This is a genomic window from Pseudarthrobacter sp. P1 (assembly GCF_050156935.1).
Classification (GTDB): domain Bacteria; phylum Actinomycetota; class Actinomycetes; order Actinomycetales; family Micrococcaceae; genus Specibacter.
In genome coordinates this window covers 2,920,976-2,937,721 of sequence record NZ_CP189584.1, presented here as the reverse complement: position 1 = coordinate 2,937,721, position 16,746 = coordinate 2,920,976, and the positions used below count along the sequence as shown (strand labels likewise).

General features: G+C 63.7%; 15 protein-coding genes and 2 pseudogenes. 9 read left to right on the top strand and 8 right to left on the bottom strand.

The window, feature by feature from the left end; translation table 11 throughout:
- Positions 1–14: 14 nt before the first annotated feature.
- The 3 genes from gnd to dnaA all read right to left on the bottom strand — a co-directional run bounded on the left by gnd (position 15) and on the right by dnaA (position 3,974).
- Positions 15–902, bottom strand: coding sequence for a phosphogluconate dehydrogenase (NAD(+)-dependent, decarboxylating) (gnd, locus tag ACQCSX_RS13915; protein WP_427015889.1), 888 nt, complete (start codon positions 900–902; stop codon positions 15–17).
- A gap of 66 nt (positions 903–968) precedes the next feature.
- The gene (gene dnaN / locus ACQCSX_RS13910; protein ID WP_427015888.1) at positions 969–2,090 is read right to left on the bottom strand and encodes a DNA polymerase III subunit beta; all 1,122 of its coding nucleotides are present in this window, start codon (positions 2,088–2,090) and stop codon (positions 969–971) included.
- Between the two features lie 471 nt (positions 2,091–2,561).
- On the bottom strand, positions 2,562–3,974 hold the full coding sequence (gene dnaA / locus ACQCSX_RS13905) for a chromosomal replication initiator protein DnaA (protein ID WP_427015887.1): 1,413 nt from the start codon (positions 3,972–3,974) through the stop codon (positions 2,562–2,564).
- Between the two features lie 438 nt (positions 3,975–4,412).
- Between dnaA and rpmH the strand changes: the two genes are divergently transcribed.
- The 8 genes from rpmH to ACQCSX_RS13865 all read left to right on the top strand — a co-directional run bounded on the left by rpmH (position 4,413) and on the right by ACQCSX_RS13865 (position 9,904).
- Positions 4,413–4,550, top strand: a complete 138-nt coding sequence (gene rpmH / locus ACQCSX_RS13900) for a 50S ribosomal protein L34 (RefSeq protein WP_011776797.1) — start codon at positions 4,413–4,415, stop codon at positions 4,548–4,550.
- 54 nt (positions 4,551–4,604) lie between these two features.
- A complete protein-coding gene (gene rnpA / locus ACQCSX_RS13895; protein WP_427015886.1) occupies positions 4,605–4,985 on the top strand; it encodes a ribonuclease P protein component in 381 nt (126 codons plus the stop codon).
- Positions 4,986–4,991: 6 nt separating this feature from the next.
- On the top strand, positions 4,992–5,411 hold the full coding sequence (gene yidD / locus ACQCSX_RS13890; RefSeq protein WP_427015885.1) for a membrane protein insertion efficiency factor YidD: 420 nt from the start codon (positions 4,992–4,994) through the stop codon (positions 5,409–5,411).
- A 15-nt stretch (positions 5,412–5,426) separates the two neighbouring features.
- Entirely contained in the window at positions 5,427–6,389 is a 963-nt protein-coding gene (gene yidC, locus ACQCSX_RS13885) for a membrane protein insertase YidC (protein WP_427015884.1), read from the top strand.
- The gene (locus tag ACQCSX_RS13880; protein ID WP_427015883.1) at positions 6,389–6,928 is read left to right on the top strand and encodes a protein jag; all 540 of its coding nucleotides are present in this window, start codon (positions 6,389–6,391) and stop codon (positions 6,926–6,928) included. The genes yidC and ACQCSX_RS13880 overlap by 1 nt, the downstream gene beginning before the upstream one ends.
- A 69-nt stretch (positions 6,929–6,997) precedes the next feature.
- Positions 6,998–7,636 carry a 16S rRNA (guanine(527)-N(7))-methyltransferase RsmG gene (gene rsmG / locus ACQCSX_RS13875; RefSeq protein WP_427015882.1) on the top strand — a complete coding sequence of 213 codons (639 nt, stop codon included), beginning with the start codon at positions 6,998–7,000 and terminating at the stop codon, positions 7,634–7,636.
- 179 nt (positions 7,637–7,815) lie between these two features.
- Positions 7,816–8,808 (top strand): ParA family protein, encoded by a 993-nt coding sequence (locus ACQCSX_RS13870; RefSeq protein WP_427019054.1) that lies wholly within the window; start codon positions 7,816–7,818, stop codon positions 8,806–8,808.
- 67 nt (positions 8,809–8,875) lie between these two features.
- On the top strand, positions 8,876–9,904 hold the full coding sequence (locus ACQCSX_RS13865; RefSeq protein WP_427015881.1) for a ParB/RepB/Spo0J family partition protein: 1,029 nt from the start codon (positions 8,876–8,878) through the stop codon (positions 9,902–9,904).
- A 1,668-nt stretch (positions 9,905–11,572) separates the two neighbouring features.
- On the opposite strand, the pseudogene ACQCSX_RS13860 reads toward ACQCSX_RS13865, so the two are convergent.
- A pseudogene (locus ACQCSX_RS13860) lies at positions 11,573–12,286 on the bottom strand (IS110 family transposase); the annotation flags it as partial.
- A gap of 734 nt (positions 12,287–13,020) precedes the next feature.
- Here ACQCSX_RS13860 and ACQCSX_RS13855 point away from each other — a divergent pair.
- Positions 13,021–13,236, top strand: a complete 216-nt coding sequence (locus ACQCSX_RS13855; protein ID WP_427015880.1) for an ATP-binding protein — start codon at positions 13,021–13,023, stop codon at positions 13,234–13,236.
- A gap of 1,011 nt (positions 13,237–14,247) precedes the next feature.
- Here ACQCSX_RS13855 and ACQCSX_RS13850 read toward each other — a convergent pair.
- From ACQCSX_RS13850 to ACQCSX_RS13835, 4 genes and pseudogenes are all read right to left on the bottom strand, one after another.
- Positions 14,248–15,354: a CU044_5270 family protein gene (locus tag ACQCSX_RS13850; RefSeq protein ID WP_427015879.1), complete on the bottom strand. Its 1,107-nt coding sequence runs from the start codon at positions 15,352–15,354 to the stop codon at positions 14,248–14,250.
- Positions 15,351–15,821 (bottom strand): RNA polymerase sigma factor, encoded by a 471-nt coding sequence (locus ACQCSX_RS13845; RefSeq protein ID WP_427015878.1) that lies wholly within the window; start codon positions 15,819–15,821, stop codon positions 15,351–15,353. Before ACQCSX_RS13845 ends, ACQCSX_RS13850 begins: the two co-directional genes overlap by 4 nt.
- Before the next feature lie 275 nt (positions 15,822–16,096).
- Positions 16,097–16,477 (bottom strand): annotated as a pseudogene (locus ACQCSX_RS13840) (ATP-binding protein); the annotation flags it as partial.
- Positions 16,411–16,602, bottom strand: coding sequence for a Mu transposase domain-containing protein (locus tag ACQCSX_RS13835; protein WP_427015877.1), 192 nt, complete (start codon positions 16,600–16,602; stop codon positions 16,411–16,413). The pseudogene ACQCSX_RS13840 and the gene ACQCSX_RS13835, both read right to left, overlap by 67 nt.
- Positions 16,603–16,746: the final 144 nt, after the last annotated feature.

Genomic DNA, 16,746 nt, shown 5'->3' with positions numbered 1-16,746 from the left:
AAAACCTTCGGTGGCTAGGACCCGGAGGGTTTGGTGGCATGCCCGCCAAACTGGTGGCGCAGGGCCGAGACCATCCGCATGGCGGGGGAGTTGTCCTCGCGGGAGGAGAAACGGGCAAAAAGCGCTGCCGTGATGGCGGGGGCAGGCACGGCATTGGCGATGGCTTCCTCCACCGTCCAGCGGCCCTCACCGGAATCCTCGACATAGTCATCGATCGAGGCCAGGCCGGGGTCCTCTTCCAGCGCCTTGACCATGAGGTCCAGCAGCCAGGAGCGCACGACGGTGCCCTTTTGCCAGGCGCGGAACGTGCCCGGCAGGTCCTTGACGATGTCCTTGGCCGCCAGCAGTTCATAGCCCTCGGCGTAGGACTGCATCAGCCCGTACTCGATGCCATTGTGGACCATCTTGGCGTAGTGCCCCGCGCCGACGCCGCCGACATGGACGAAGCTCTCGGCCCGCTCACCTTCCGGACGCAGCGCGTCCAGGACGGGCATGGCCCGGGCGACGTCTTCCTCGGATCCACCGGCCATCAACCCGTAGCCGTTTTTCAGGCCCCAGACACCGCCGGAGACGCCGACGTCCATGAACCCGATCTGCTTTTCGGCCAGCATGGCCGCGTGCTTCTGGTCCTCGGTGAAACGCGAGTTTCCACCGTCAACGAGCAGATCGCCCGGCTCGAGCAGGCCCGCGAGCTCGGTGACCACTGCGTCGGTGATGTCTCCCGAAGGCACCATCACCCAGACCAGCCGAGGTGCCGGCAGTGTCTTGACCAGCGACGCGAGGTCGGGGACATCGCTGATGTCCGGATTCCGGTCGAAACCGGTGACCTCGATGGAGGCGTCGCGCAGGCGGGCGCGCATGTTGAAACCCATTTTTCCAAGACCGACAAGACCAATGTGCACGGCATTTCCTCTGCTGTCAGGAGTTGATTTCCAAGGCATTCCCGGGCGCTTGGCCCGCACGAACTGTTAGTTGGGCAGGCGCACCGGCATGACGAGGTAGCGGTACTCATCCTGGTCCTCGCCGTCGATCTCGGACTGGGCCGTGATCATCGCGGGCTTGGGTGCGCTGGTGAACGAGAACCGGACGTACTTGCTGTCGAACGCGCTCAACCCCTCGCTGAGGTAATGCGGGTTGAAGGCCACGGTGATCTCATCGCCGACCAGTGCGGCCTCCAGGACCTCGGAGGCCTGGGCGTCCTCGCCGGTGCCGGCGTCCAGGGTGAGCTGGCCGTCGGTGAATGCCATCCGCACGGGGGTGTTGCGCTCGGCCACCAGGGACACGCGGCGCACGGCCTCGGCCAGGGACGAGGTTTCCACCGTTGCATGGATCGGAGTGTTGTCCGGGAACAGCGAGCGGATCTTGGGGTAGTCGCCATCGACCAGCAGCGACGTCGTGCGGCGCCCGGCGCTTTCGAAGCCGATGAGCTCGCTGTTGTCCGAGAGTGCAATGTTCAGTTCGCCGGAGCCACCAAGGGTCTTGGCCACTTCGTTGAGGGTCTTGGCCTTGACCAGGGCGGAGGTTGAAATGCCCGGTGTTGACGGCTTCCAGTGCACTTCGCGCAGGGCCAGCCGGTAGCGGTCCGTGGCCAGCAGGGTGATCAAGTCGTCCTCGATTTCCATCTTGACACCGGTCAGGATGGGCAGGGTGTCGTCCCTACTGGAGGCAATGATGACCTGGGAGACGGCTTGGGCGAAGGCCTCGCCATTGACGGTTCCGCTGAGTTCGGGCAGGGCCGGCAGTTCCGGGTAGTCGTTCACCGGCATGGTAGCCAGGTTGAATCGGCTGCTCCGGCAGGTGAGCGTCACCTTGGACCCATCGGTTTCGACGTCGACGGGAGCCGAGGGCAAGCTGCGGCAAATGTCCGCGAGCAACCGTCCCGAAACCAGGATGGTTCCCTCGGTAGTGACATCGGCAGCGATCTGCAGACGCGCCGAAATTTCGTAATCGAAGCTGGCGATCGAGACGGTGCCGGCCTCAGCCTTGATCAGCAAACCGGAAAGCACAGGAACCGGCGGGCGCGGCGACAAGGACCGGGCTGTCCAACTGACGGCTTCGGCCAGGACATCCCGTTCGACTCTGAACTTCACGGAATGGTGCCGCCTTTCATCCTCAAAAAATCGTGGGTACGCAGGGGATTTGTGGTCCTTGGCCGACAGGCCAAGGCGAACTACATGAATCCCCAACGTGGAACTACATGTTTGCAGACAGCTTAGCCCCTTGACCAGCTGGGCTGGTCATTGTGGTTTGGCTGGAAGGGGCGCGTGGTGGTGGAAACGAAAATGTTGTTTGAAAACCAAATCTTTTGGGATTCGTAGTGTTAATAACCCCTGTGGAAACTGTGGATAACTCCGCTTGTCCGTGCTGGTTCGCGGATCTTGGCTGTGCACAAGATGTGGGGCCACTACGGGTTGGCCGGTGGATGGGGGTGGACAACTTTCCGCGCCGTTTCAGGGATCCACAGGGGGTGGGTGGGTTATGCGCAGTTAAACCGGGGTTGTGCACTTAACAATCCACAGGTCTATCCACAGGTGTTAATTACTTCAGCTGTGGCGCACGACTCAGCCTTCGCGCTGCTGCTGCTTGATTCGGTTGGTCAGCTCGGTCACCTGGTTGTAAATGGCCCGGCGCTCGGCCATCAGCTCGCGGATCTTGCGGTCCGCATGGATCACAGTGGTGTGGTCGCGGCCGCCGAGCTCCTGGCCGATCTTCGGCAGGGACATGTCCGTCAGCTCGCGGCACAGGTACATGGCAATCTGGCGGGCGGTCACCAGCGTCCGGGTGCGGGACTTGCTGCAGAGCTCCTCCAACGAGATGTTGAAGTAGGCGGCGGTTTGGCCGATGATCGCCGCCGCGGTGATTTCCTGGGCGCCGTCGTCGGTGATCAGGTCCTTGAGGACAATCTCCGCCAGGGCCACATCCACCGGTTGGCGGTTCAGGCTGGCGAACGCGGTGACGCGGATCAGCGCGCCCTCAAGCTCGCGGATGTTGGTGGAAATCTTGGACGCGATGTACTCCAGGGCATCGTCCGGTGCCGACAATCCCTCGCCGATGGCCTTCTTGCGCAGAATGGCAATGCGGGTTTCCAGCTCGGGCGGCTGGACGTCCGTCAGCAGGCCCCACTCGAAGCGGGAGCGCATGCGCTCCTCAAAGCCCTGCAGCCGCTTGGGCGGGAGGTCGGAGGTGATGACCACCTGCTTGTTGTGGTTGTGCAGGGCATTGAAAGTGTGGAAGAACTCCTCCTGCGTGGCGTCCTTGTTTGCCAGGAACTGGATGTCGTCAATGAGCAGGATGTCCACGTTGCGGTACAGCTGCTTGAAGCTGGCACCCTCGTCGTCACGGATGGAATTGATGAAATCGTTGGTGAACTCTTCGGAATTTACGTACCGCACCCGGATGCCGTTGTAGAGGCGGCGGGCGTAGTGGCCGATGGCATGCAACAGGTGGGTCTTGCCCAGCCCGGAATCGCCATAGATGAAGAGCGGGTTGTAGGCCTTCGCGGGTGCTTCGGCGACGGCGACGGCGGCCGCGTGGGCAAAGCGGTTGGAGGAGCCGATCACGAAGGAGTCAAAGACGTACTTCGGATTGAGCCGGCCAAACTCTTGGGAATTGCTGGGCAGCGTGGGTGCGGGCTTGGCTTCCGGCTCCGGCCGCGGCTTCACCGCAACGGGCTCGGGAGCATGCTCCTCCTCCTGTGCGGGCACCAAATCCGAGTTCACGCTGAACGCGCAGTGGATGTCTTCGGAAAACACCTGGCGCAGGGCATCGTCCAGGGCGCCCTTGAGCTGCGTCTGCAGAACCTCACGGGTCAGATCGTTGGGCACGGCCACCAGCAGCGTGCTGCCAATCAGCCCCTGGGGCTGGGTAAGGACCACAAATCCGCGCTGGCGCGGCGTGACGCTGTCGTCCTGTTCAAGGATGCGCACTACCCGGCGCCATGAACTGCCGACATCGTTGATCTCGTCAGTACTCATTTTTACCCTTTGCTCAGTTGGATCAGGTGGCTGGAAGCGGTCATCCACAGAGTTATTCACAGGCAGTGGATAACTGGCCACTGGCCTAGCCTAGAGGATCGATTGGCCAGAAGATAGCAGGGTTTCCACTTGTGGATAAATGTCACAGGAGCCTGCCCAAAACGGCCCTGAACGCCCCTCTGGGGGTGGAAGTCGGCGCCGTCGATCCCCTGTCCACAGGCCCCGGCATCCGCATGGTTAAGGGACGGTTGCCGGGCTCCGGTTTGACTGTGGGCCCGTCGATGACCTAACGTTGTGTAGTCCTTAGTGTCTGCTTTCTGCCTATGTGCGTTCGCTGCCAAATTGGTTGCGATCGGGCAGACACCCACACAATTCAGCGTCGTCCTGCACTTCCCCTGTAGTTCTGGGCAAGGCGCATCTAGTCTTGGAGTAACTACCGTGAGCAAGCGGACTTTTCAGCCGAATAATCGCCGTCGTGCCAAGAAGCACGGCTTCCGCCTTCGCATGCGCACCCGCGCCGGCCGTGCCATTCTGGCAGCCCGTCGTGGCAAGGGCCGCGTAGAGCTGTCGGCGTAACCACTCATTGCTTGACTTTCTTGTCGAGCCTTAAGAAGTAGGCGTGGGCGCAAGGTGCTAGCCACCAGGAATCGAATGCGTTTCCCGGCCGACTTCTCACATACTGTACGTTCCGGCGTCCGCAATGGGCGCCGGAACTTAGTGTTATATGTGGCCCCTGCTGTTCCCGGCGAGCCAACGCGGATCGGGTTCATTGTTGCGAAATCTGTTGGGAACGCTGTTGCCCGGAACCTCGTTAAGAGGAGACTGAGGGAAGCGGCGGGAACAGCCCTGCGCAGCCACCCCGACGGCATGTGCATCGTGGTGCGGGCATTGCCTGCTGCCGCCGGTGCGACATGGCCGGACCTGGTGAAAGATTTCGACGGCGCATACGCCAAAGCACTGGGCCGCCTGCCCGCGCGAGGCGATGCAGTGATCGACAAGGGAAGGGACTAGGACGCCATGGCCACTGCTGCAGCCTCCTTTCCTTCCCGTGCTCAGCGCCCGGCGGCATCTTGGCCGCTTCGGGCGCTTTCTTGTGCCGGCAGGCTGATCTGGAACGCTCCCCGCAACCTTCTTGTTGTTGCGCTGAAGCTCTACCGCCGGCTCATTTCCCCTCTTTACGGACCGGTCTGCCGGTTCTTCCCCACCTGCTCGGCCTACGCCCTGGAAGCGGTCACCGTCTACGGTGCCGTCAAGGGCAGCTGGCTGGCGGCGCGGCGCCTGCTCCGCTGCCACCCCTGGAACGCCGGGGGCATTGACCCCGTTCCGGCCCACGACCACGGGGATGACCCCGCGCTGGTCCCCTACATTGTCCAGCTGAACCATCCGGATCGGTATTTGGCAGCTCAATCGGATGCAGAAGGCCGCACGGCGGCTTGAGGAGAATAGAAAAGAATGTTTGATTTCTTCGGGGCGATCCTGGCTCCCTTCAAATGGTTGGTCTCGTGGATCATGGTCTTCTTCCATGACGCTTTTTCCTTCCTCGGATTGGATCCCGCCTCCGGCGTGACCTGGACTCTGTCCATCATTGGCCTGGTGCTGGTGATTCGCGCTGCCCTGATCCCCGTCTTCGTCAAGCAGATCAAGGCCCAGCGCGGCATGCAGGCGCTGCAGCCGGACATGAAGAAACTTCAGACCAAGTACAAGGGCAAGACGGACCAGCTCTCCCGCCAGGCCATGGCGCAGGAGCAGATGGCGCTGTACAAGGAGCACGGCACCAACCCGTTCTCCGCGTGCCTGCCCATGCTGATCCAGATGCCGTTCTTCTTCTCCCTGTTCCAGGTGCTGTCCGGCGTCTCGCACGCCAGCTCCGCCGGCGACACCATCGGTGCCATGAGCCACGCCCAGGTGGTGCAGTTCGACAAGGCCGAAATCTTCGGTGCCCCGCTCTCTGCCGCCTTCCTGCCGCAGCTCCAAGGCGGCAACTTGAACGCCGCCGTCGTCGTGCTCTCCTTGCTGATGATCGTCGCCATGACCGCCTCGCAGTTCATCACGCAGAAGCAGATCATGAGCAAGAACATGAGCGACGACGCGATGGCCAGCCCGTTCATGAAGCAGCAGAAGATGATGCTGTACGTACTGCCGCTGGTCTTCGGCGTCGGTGGCATCAACTTCCCCATCGGTGTGCTGATCTACTGGACCACCACCAACCTGTGGACCATGGGCCAGCAGTTCTTCGTGATCCGCCGCATGCCCACTCCGGGCTCGCCGGCCTACCGCGAATACCAGCAGCGCCGCGCGGCCAAGGGTCTGCCCCTGCTGAGCGTCGGCAAGAAGAGCGAAGCCGTCGTGGAAGAGATTGTCCAGACCAAGGGCCAGCGTGTCCAGCCGCAGCGCAAGAACAGGAAGAAGAAGTAATGACTGCTGATAGCCATGTAGAGCTTGCCAACGACGACGACGCCACGGACGTTGAGTCCGCAGCCACCGGTGCCAGCCGGCTTGAGGAAGAGGGCGACGTAGCCGCCGATTACCTCGAGGAACTTCTGGACATCGCCGACGTTGACGGCGACATCGACATTGAGGTGCGCAACGGCCGCACCTACATTTCCGTGGTTTCCGATGAGGAGACCGCCGGGCTCAAGAGCCTGGTCGGCCCCGGCGGCGAGGTGCTGGAGGCACTCCAGGAACTGACCCGACTGTCGGTTCTTTCCGCCACCGGCAACCGCTCCCGCCTGGTCCTGGACATCACCGGCTACCGCGAAGAGCGCAACGGCCAGCTGGCCAAGATTGCCCAGGATGCTGTGGACAAGGTGAAGGCCGACGGGGGCGCCGTGGCCCTGGCCCCGATGGGTGCCTACGAACGCAAGATTGTCCATGACGCCATCGCCGATCTGGGGTTCGCCAGCGAATCCGAGGGCGAAGGCACTGACCGCCACATCGTGGTCACCGCGCTTTAAACAAGCCATGAGGCATACGCCGGCCGCCCCTCGGGGCGGCCGGCGTGGCCCGTGCTGAGGAGATTTTTTGTGGTTGAGCTGACCGAAGTCGAACTGGCTGCCGCCGAGCGCATTTTTGGCGACCGGCTGGATCTGGCCAAGCGCTATGTCGAGCACCTGGAAACATCCGGAATCGAGCGCGGCCTGATCGGGCCCCGTGAGGTGCCCCGGCTCTGGAGCCGGCACGTGCTCAACTGCGCCGTCGTCGCCGAGCTGATTGCCCCCAACGCCCACGTGGCCGACGTCGGAAGCGGTGCCGGCCTGCCCGGCCTGTGCCTTGCGATCGCCCGCCCGGACCTTGAACTGACCCTGATCGAGCCGCTGGAGCGCCGCGTCGCCTGGCTCGAAGAAGTGGTGATGGATCTGAAGCTGAACAACGTGGAGATCATCCGCTCCCGTGCCGAGGCTGCACTGGGCAAGGTCGAATGCTCGGTGGTGACGGCACGCGCCGTCTCTGCCCTGAACACGCTGGCACCCTTGACCATTCCGCTCCTTGATGGACACGGTGAACTGCTGGCCATCAAGGGCCGCAGCGCTGCCGAGGAAATCGAGAAGGCGGCCAAGATCATCCGCAAGCTGGGCGGTGTTTCCACCGAGGTGGTGACCGCCGGTGCGGACATCCTGGACGAGCCCACCACAGTGGTTCGCGTGAAGGTGGCCCGCCGCTGATTCGCGGCACCGGCCCCATCAAGTCCCTTGCTCCCAGCCGCAACCGATAGGCTAGGGAGCGGCAAGCAAAGCCCTATGAAAGTGAGCGTGGCACAGTGACAAGCACTGAAGGATCTATGCAACGGATCCCGCCGTTCATGTCGCTGGGTTCTGCGCGTTCCGGCTCCCAGGCTGTGACCATGCAGGCCAAGGCGGCAAGTTCCATACTTAATCAACCGAATCCGATTGAGAATCAGCGTCGGACGGCTGTTTCACGTGAAACAAACATCCCCGTCACGGGCAGCATCCTGGACGATCTGGACGACGGCAGCCCCATCGCACGCCAGCTCATCAGCGAGAACAAACGCCGCGAGCGGCTGCTGGGCCGCAGGCTTCCGCGCCCGTCGAGAACGCGCATCCTGACCGTTGCCAACCAAAAGGGCGGCGTTGGCAAGACCACCACCACGGTGAACATTGCCGCGGCCCTGGCCTCCGCCGGACTGAACGTCATGGTGGTGGACATCGACCCGCAGGGCAACGCCTCCACGGCCCTGGGTGTTGAGCACCATGCCGATGTGGACAGCATCTATGACGTCCTGATCAACGACCTGGCCCTGGCCGACGTCGTCGCACCCTGCCCGGACATCGACAATCTGATCGTGGCCCCGGCCACCATCCACCTCGCCGGCGCCGAGATCGAGCTGGTTTCCCTGGTGGCCCGCGAGCAGCGGCTCAGCCGTGCGCTGGATGTCTATGCCAAGACCCGCGAGAAGAACGGCGAGGAGCGGCTGGACTATGTGTTCATCGACTGCCCGCCCAGTCTGGGCCTGTTGACAGTCAATGCCTTCTGCGCCGCCAACGAGGTCCTGATTCCCATCCAGTGCGAGTACTACGCGCTGGAAGGCCTCAGCCAGCTGCTCAAGAACATCGAAATGATCCAAAAGCACCTGAATTCGGATCTGGTGGTTTCCACGATCCTGCTGACCATGTACGACGGGCGGACCAATCTGGCCGCCCAGGTGGCCGCAGATGTCCGTGAACATTTCCCGGACCAGGTGCTGGGTGCTGTGGTTCCGCGCTCCGTGCGTATTTCCGAGGCACCCAGCTACCAGCAGACCGTGATGACATACGATCCCTCATCCACCGGCGCGCTGTCCTACCTGGAAGCCGCGGCCGAACTGGCCGAACGCTAGACTTTCATCTACACCGCAACGTCTTCACCCAATATTCGTTGGGATCTTCCACTGGAGGGAACTGTCCATGACTGAAAAGCGCAGGGGCCTGGGCCGCGGCTTGGGTGCACTCATTCCGAACGCAGCCGGGGACGAGGCAGACGGCGGCACCACAACGGCCACCGTTTCGCGGCCCGTGGACTTGTTCTTCCCGGAACCCAAGGCACGCCAGGCGGCGACTTCCACAGCTGTTTCACGTGAAACAAGGAAGAAGGCGGAGCCGTTGGCGCCGCTGCTCAATGTTCCGGGCGCCCAATTCCTCGAACTGCCGGTGGGGGACATCCATCCCAACCGGAAGCAGCCACGCACAGTCTTCAATGAAGAAGACATGGCCGAATTGGTCCACTCCGTCCGGGAAATCGGTGTTCTGCAACCCATCGTGGTGCGCAAGTCCGCCGAAAAGGGTGCGGAGCCGTACGAATTGGTCATGGGTGAGCGCCGCTGGCGTGCCACCCAGGCAGCCGGTCTGGCCACCATCCCCGTCATTGTCCGCGACACCGAGGACAACAACCTCCTCCGCGATGCGCTGCTGGAAAACCTGCACCGCAGCCAGCTGAACCCGCTGGAAGAGGCAGCCGCCTACCAGCAGCTGCTGGAGGACTTCGGCACCACACACGAGCAGCTGGCCGACAGGATTGGCCGCTCGCGTCCCCAGGTGTCCAACACCCTGCGCCTGCTCAAGCTGCCCGTCACCGTGCAGCGCCGCGTTGCCGCCGGCGTGCTTTCCGCCGGCCATGCCCGGGCTTTGCTGGCCCTGCCGGATGCTGCGGCCATTGAACGCGTGGCCCAGCGGATTGTTGCCGAGGGCATTTCCGTCCGTGGCACCGAAGAGGCAGTGGCCATGTACCAGGCACCTGACGAGGCAGCTCGCGTCCCGGCGGCCAAGCCGAGTCCCCGCCACGAGCGGTTGGACTTTCTGGCCACCTCGCTGGCCGACCGTCTGGACACCAACGTCAAGATTTCCCTCGGCGCCCGCAAGGGCAAGGTCAGCATCGAGTTTGCCTCGGTGGAGGACCTGAACCGCATCATGGATGTGTTGTCGCCGGCTTCCGAATAGGATCTTGCTTCAGGGAGGGGCCGTGTGGTTTCACGTGAAACCACACGGCCCCTTTTCCATGCCCTCATCCCTTGCTTTTGGCTTCTCCAGGATTGATCCTAAGCGCACCGAATTGGAGGGTGAATCCCGTGGATCTGGCCCGGCGGCTGCCGAATAGAGCCTTTGGGTGCCGGGCAGGTGCTCTGATTGAGAACTGGCGCCTCGTGGGATGTTGGTGCGGACCGCGCCCAGGGATGGCGACGTTCGGTTGCGCCCACTTCCTGCAGTCCGTTTCACCGGGCCGAACTGACCAGGCGGTCAATGTTTGCTGACGGTTTGCGGTGCGCCGGGCTCCGGGGCGTCTGCCCGCCGTCCGGATCTTCCTGGCCACCGGTCTCCATGCGGCCGATGTCGTTTCACGTGAAACATGTCCAGCGTGCTTGCGCGTCCGTCCCAACCTCACCCGTTCCAACCCCACTACTTGCCGGTGCGGTCAGAGGTCTTGCCGTGGCCCGTGTTCTTGGGTTGCAGCTTGGCGGTTCCGTGGTGCACGAACCAATCGGTGCGCCATACCCACGTTGGCCCGTGCCGCGGTCGACGGCATGGGTGCCTGCCCTGTTGAGCGACAAGGCGCCTGTCAGACTGAAGCCGACCAGCCACAGAGCAGTGCCTCACTCGCCCCCATGCAACCGTTCCCGCCGCGGTGGTTCAGGAGGAGTGGTGCCGCGAAATCCGGTCGGCCACTGGCCAGCGGACATCCAGAGTTGGATTCGGGCAGGGAGTTGACCGGGGCACCGTTAGGGGAGCACCCATCTCTTCTGTGGCGGCCGACGGTGCGGCGTGGACCCTATTGCGCTGTTCGGGAGCACTGCCACTCTTGGCCGGCTCCGGGGCGTATGGCAACCGGCGACCCTCGGGGTGCGAGGGCACGCACGGGATTCCCAGGTGGATGGGTTGCCGCCAGGGCAGCCGGGCGTCGCTGGGAGGAACCGGGCGGGACCTGATGGGATCAAGCCGTCCGATTGCCGCGGCGGCCGACCGTCGGCGCGGCGTGGAAGAAAGCCTGAACGGCTGGCCACGGACCACAGCACTCTTCGTTCATCGCGCGAACTGTACGTTGCTTCACGTGAAACAAGAGCGTCATCCAACAAGCTTTACTGGCCGTTTTGAAGCCAGAACGGGACCTTGATCTCGATACCGGATGGCCGAGCATAGCTGCCGGATCAGACCATCGGGGCATATCGATGCGCCCGTCTGCAGCCGGTCACCATCTTTGAGAGGTTGGCCACGCGCCAGAAGGACGCCGCTCCGCTAGGGCTATCAGGCCCCGCCAGGGTAGAAGCAATGGCGCCGCGTTCGGTCTACGGGCAGCAAGACGGTTCGACGGTATGGGCGACCGCAAGACTGCGTGACGTCACCGGCCCACCCCGAAGCCGGCCCTCGCCCGCCCCCTGATAGCACCCCCTCTGTTGAGTGGAGCTAGGAGAAGCAGCAGGGTTCCCTGGCCGAGCGAAGCGAGGTTAGGGTGGCTGGCGAACGGGAGCCAAAACCAGATGGGCCGAATGGGTCTCCGGGTGCCGCCGTCGGGAGGGTGCCCTGAATTCTTCCTTAAGGGTCGGCATGGGATTTCTTGTGAGGAGGCGACGGCTGGTGTCGGGCCTGAACGGGTGGTCGCCGCGGATCGACGTCCCCGACCGCCGGAATGAAAGTCAAGATGCGGTGTTGAGGGTGGGCCGCCACGAGGGCCTCGACCTGGGTGACGACATACTCCCGGGCGGTGCGCAGCTGGGCATACATCCCTGCCAGCTGTGGCAGGACGATGCCCGCAGCGTTAGGGCCGTCAACCACGACGGTCTGCGCGCCCAGTGCTGTGAACGCATCCGCGGCCCAGCCCTTCCTGGCTCTGGGCGCGTACTTCGAGAGAAGGGCCGCAACCCGTGGCTGGCCGGCCCTGCGCAGCGCCGCCGGTGTCGAGTGTTTGGCCAGCAGTGCGTCCACGGCCGGGTGGTCCAGGTGCTTGTCTACGACCCGTTCCAGGGCCGGGTGGATCTGGGTGAGGAGGCCGCGGATCCGGTTCGAGGTGGCCGTGGGCTGCTTGGCCAGGTCGTCATCGAAGCAGCAGAACGTGGACAGTTCCGCGGCCTGCTCGTCGGCAACCACGATGGAGCACAGGGCACAGGGCACAGGGCACAGGGCGCAGGGCGTGGGGCGTGGGGCGGGAGCCGGGCGGCCTCGGCAATGATCGCCGCGCCCCGGGCATCTTGGCCTCGCCCGGGTGCAGGTCTGCGGTCCGCTTGCGGTCCACCCGGGCAGGTAGCCGACCAGGATGCCCTCCGCCTGGGCCACCGCGACCGGCAGGACGCGAATGGTGGCGGGCTGGCCCACGACCAGCAACACCTGCCCTGGCCCGCAACGCAGCCGATGGTGGCCCGGGGTTTGGTCTCGTCCTAGGGCAGCCTCCGGTCCGGCTCCGTTTCACGTGAAACATGGGAGACCAGCTCCAGCCGAATCAGCGGTCGGCCACTGCCAGGGTGGACCGCAAGCGGACCGCAGGGCGCTTCCCGCAGAGGCCCACCAGGGGAGGCCGCCCGCAGTGGATCCAGCACTTCAGACCCGGGCCGCGTCCACGGCACCGCTGGCCGCGGAAGGGAATGTCCAGGCCCCCGTCCGGCAGGATGGCTACGCTTCGATTGATGACCAATCAGCGGATGTGCTCCGATGCCCAGGCGGCGGACCTCTATGACCTGCTCAACCCCTGGGGCTCTGCGACGCCCTCTACCTCGCGTCGGCCATGCCGAGAGGATGACAGGTGTGGATCCGGACCGGGCAGCACTCACGGTCGCGCGGCAGCACCCCGGCATTGAACTGGTGGAGGTGGCTGCCGCGTCCGTCGAGTGGTAGGGGAATCGTGCTGCAGGCGAAGGATGAAATTGTCATCGCTGCGCTGGCTTTCTAGCGTCCGGATCGACAACCTCACATGGGTCACGGCGAGGCACTGCCCGAGGGTCTGGACGGCATTCCGGAAACCCCGCAGCTCAGGCCAGGGGAAGCCGGCGATCTACTGGGGATCTGGCTGAGTAGGACCGCGCCTTCCGAGTTGTCGGGGACGCTACGGGCTGATCGTCGCCTCTGGCTCCTTGGGCTACATTCCCTTCGAGTCGGACGCGGTGCACCTGTTCTTCCAGTTGGCACCCTCCCGCTCCGAGCATGCCGCGCTGATCTTGGCCTCGAACCTGGGCTCCGCCCACTGGGGAGAGCTGCTCGGTGGTCAGATCGCCGCCGCGGCAATGACCGAACGGATCGTCCACGATGGCGAAGCCATCGTGCCAAAGGGTTCCAGCTTCCGGCTCTAAGACCACCAAATTGACTTGCTGCCCAAGGCAGTGAGATGAAGTCTTGCAGCCAGCCCGGAAGGCAACGACGCGCCCTGCCTCGGACCGGCCGGCTGCCTGGACCGCCAGGAGATGTTCGCGGGTTCCGGGAAGCTTTCGACTTCGTTTTGCTGGAGGGGATCCCGGTCCAGGCCAGACCACCACGGTGGTACTGGACCGAACAGGCATGGAGTTCCTGGACCGGACACTGTCCCAGGACGGGGCAAAACTACGTGCCATCACCACCTCCCAGACGGCGCATGGAAGGCTCTCCCGTTGGTAGCGGAACAAGTCAGCCACCAGGGGGAGCCGGCCTCGTGCAGCCGCAGTTGGCGAGGATGATCCAGCAGTTGTGCACCGCGCGGGCCGAGATCCCCATTCGGGTCGAAGCCCTCGCGGAGGCCCACCCGCACCACTGCGTCCTGACCTCGATTCCGAGGGTATGGGTCAGTGGGGAAGAACTGATCATCACCGAGGCTGCGGGTATGGAATTCAAGTGTGCCGGACACTCGGGATCCTGCGCCCGACCCGCCCCGGTGACATGGCGGCAGGAATCTTCTTGCTCATTGATGTGCTGGGAGGTACAGTCTCTGCGCACTATGGCCATGACCGGGGAGTCGGGGATTCCCGTCGATGAATGCGTGAACCATCGTCGTATGGCAGGCGGCGTGCCAGGTGAAATACCGCCAGCAGTCTGCCGCCGAGGTCGGCGCCACAGCCGTCGTCGGGAACTGAACCAACGACCCGGATGTTATCCGCGGGGGAGTGTGCCGACTGGTTCGCCAAGAACGCTGACCGCCCTGAGTGTGTCAACCTGATTCAGGACCACTGAGATGGCCGGTCCCCCCAATAGTGACCGGCCGTCTCTACTTGTCGCAGCTCGTGGTTGAGGGATGACTCTGGTCCGTGGGCTGCGGATGGCAGAGTGCGGCCCCGTTCCGAGGCCTGGAACATCGGAGACGCCTAAGCGTCCTCCATAGTGGTCATCGAAGCTTAGGGGGCGGAGTCCACCACGGAGGTCTTCACGGAGGTCCAGGTTGAGACGGTCCCGGCGGGAAAGCCGGGATAATCCTTTAGCAGTACGTCCTGTTCCCCGATTACCAGTCCCGAGGTGGGATCGATGATGATGTCCGTTCTCGCTACTCCGTCGGGAGAGGGGATGCCGATGGCGATCCCCGTCCTGCCGTCGACTGTTGCCTGCCTGTCCCCGACGGTGACGCCGGGGATGAGGGCAGCGGCCTTGTAGAGGGTGGCGCGCAGGTCGGCAGGGACGACGCCGGTGCGCAGGCTGTCTGCGATCGTCACGAAGGCTTCTCGTTCAGGAGACTTCCCGGCCCCCTTCGTCCGCTCGTAGATGAGGTTCAGCAGAGCCTGTGGATCCCTGGGCAGACTGCCGGCCTCGGTGAGGGGCGTGCCCGCAATGACTGTTGGTTCGCTCCCGTAGAAGGCGCCCCCTGGGGCACGCAGAATCCCGACCATCGGGGGCTGCCCTTCCGGCCGCCCCTGATCTGCTTTCCGCATCTCGGCCGCTGCCGCCTTGGCGGCTTCGCTGGAGGACTCAAGGGGGAGACGCTCTTCGCGGTTCCAGACCCATTCCCCCTCCCGGTCTGCCGGAACATAGAGCTGCCCGCCGGTCTTGTCCAGCCAGGACAACTGACTTCCGTCCGCGGCTTGCGCGCCTCCGAAGTTGACGGATGTTGTTTCGATTTTCAGGTACTGGCCCGCTCCCACCACCGGGTCGGAGGTCTGGATTGTTGCCGCCGCGGCGTTGTTCAGGACCTCGACGGCCTCGGCGGTTGCTCCCGGATGGTTGGGCAGGGTGACGTCAGCGACCACGATGACGCCCGCGAGAAGAGCCGCAGCCGCCGATGCCAGCACAATGCGGCGTCGGATGCGTGTCGGGTTTGCCCTGAATGAGGTGTGCGACGGGGTGTGTGCATCGATGCGGGATACGGCCCCGATCCTGGCCTCGGTCTCGGAATTCAGGAATGAAAGGGACCGGGCCCGGCTCCTGGCCAGTTCGGATTCGCTGACGGAGTCCCCGGGATCGACAGAGGCAAGCTGACGTCCGAACCGGCCCGACATGCTGGTTTTACTCATCCTTCTGCTCCCTCTGGCTGTGTTTCTGTTTTTAGTAGGCGGCTTAGGGCTTTGCGGGCCCGGTGTAAACGCATCCTGACTGCTGTGGCGCTGGTATTGAGCAGGTCCGAGACCTCGGTGGAGCTGAAGCCGTCCCAGTAGGTCAGAAGCAGTACTTCGCGATCGTCGGGGCCGAGCCGGCTCAGTGCCGCATGGATGGGGGATTCATTATCGTCGCGCTCATGGCTCCGTTCGAACCGAAGAGCTCCGAGGAGAGTGGCGGATCGAAGGGTGGACCGGTCATGGTTGCGGAGCACGTTTTTCGCAATCCCGAAGAGCACCATGACCGAAAGGCTGTCGTCTTGCCCCGTCTTTTCCCACGTGATCCTGAAGACTTCGGCGCAAAGATCTTCAGCGGTGGCGGCGTTTTCTGTTCGACGGCGGAAATAGCGGTAGATGCGGTCGTGGCAGGCGGCATGGGTCGCCAAGAAGCGTTTCTCCCTCTCCAAGACCCCTCGTTCCTTCCGGACGGTTTGTAAGCTCATGCCCTGTTAATGTCCGGCAGACCCCAAAGTGTAACCAAACGACCCAACAAAATTTTGGTGTTCCTCTTACTCGGAAATCCGGTCTGCAGCCGAGTCCTGACCGGTCGGGCTCCTCCGCTCCACTTCTATCCCGGCCACACCCGCGAGAAGCTTGATTCGGTTCACACCGTTGTCGCGGCTTGAATGAGGACCGCCCGGCTAGCCTAGCCCGTAGTTTGTTGGGCGATGGTCTTGGCCAGGACCTTCTCATCGACGGCTTCCACGAGTTCGTTCACGAGCCTTGTGGCGAGGGTGGGGATCGTGGCGGGGTTGATTTTCGGGTTTGCCAAGACATCGAAATCTCCCAGCCATTTGTCCCGGGGAAAGTTCACGGCTTTGACGCGCCGGATCAAGGAGCGCAGGTCCCGGTCGTCGCACTCGGCCAGCAGTAGCTCGGCCAGGAAGCTCTGGTTGGAGAGTTGTTCCTTCCCGGCGGCGGTCAGGGTTTCGTCCAGGACCGCTCGGACCGTGGGCAGGCGCAGGGTAGGGGCGGCTACCCGCTGATGCCTGCCGCCACGCCGAGGCCGCCGAACCCCACGGCCTCGGACGCCCGCAGGGATACCCGGACCTTCCTGCCGATGAACCGTGCCGGCACGGAGTACTTCACCATCAGCGCCGTAACCATCGCGGACCTGCCAACCCTCGGGTTCAGCACCAGCCCCAGGCCGAAGACCTCTGCCGGCAACGGTGACTGGACTTCCTAGCCGCGGATCCGGTCATTGAGCTCATCCACGGATTCAGCGACAGGCATGGGGAGTGTCTGTTGCGGCGGAACCACACCCACCGGTTGTTCTCCTCGCGCTGCCGGCCCTGCCCGAACACCACCGCC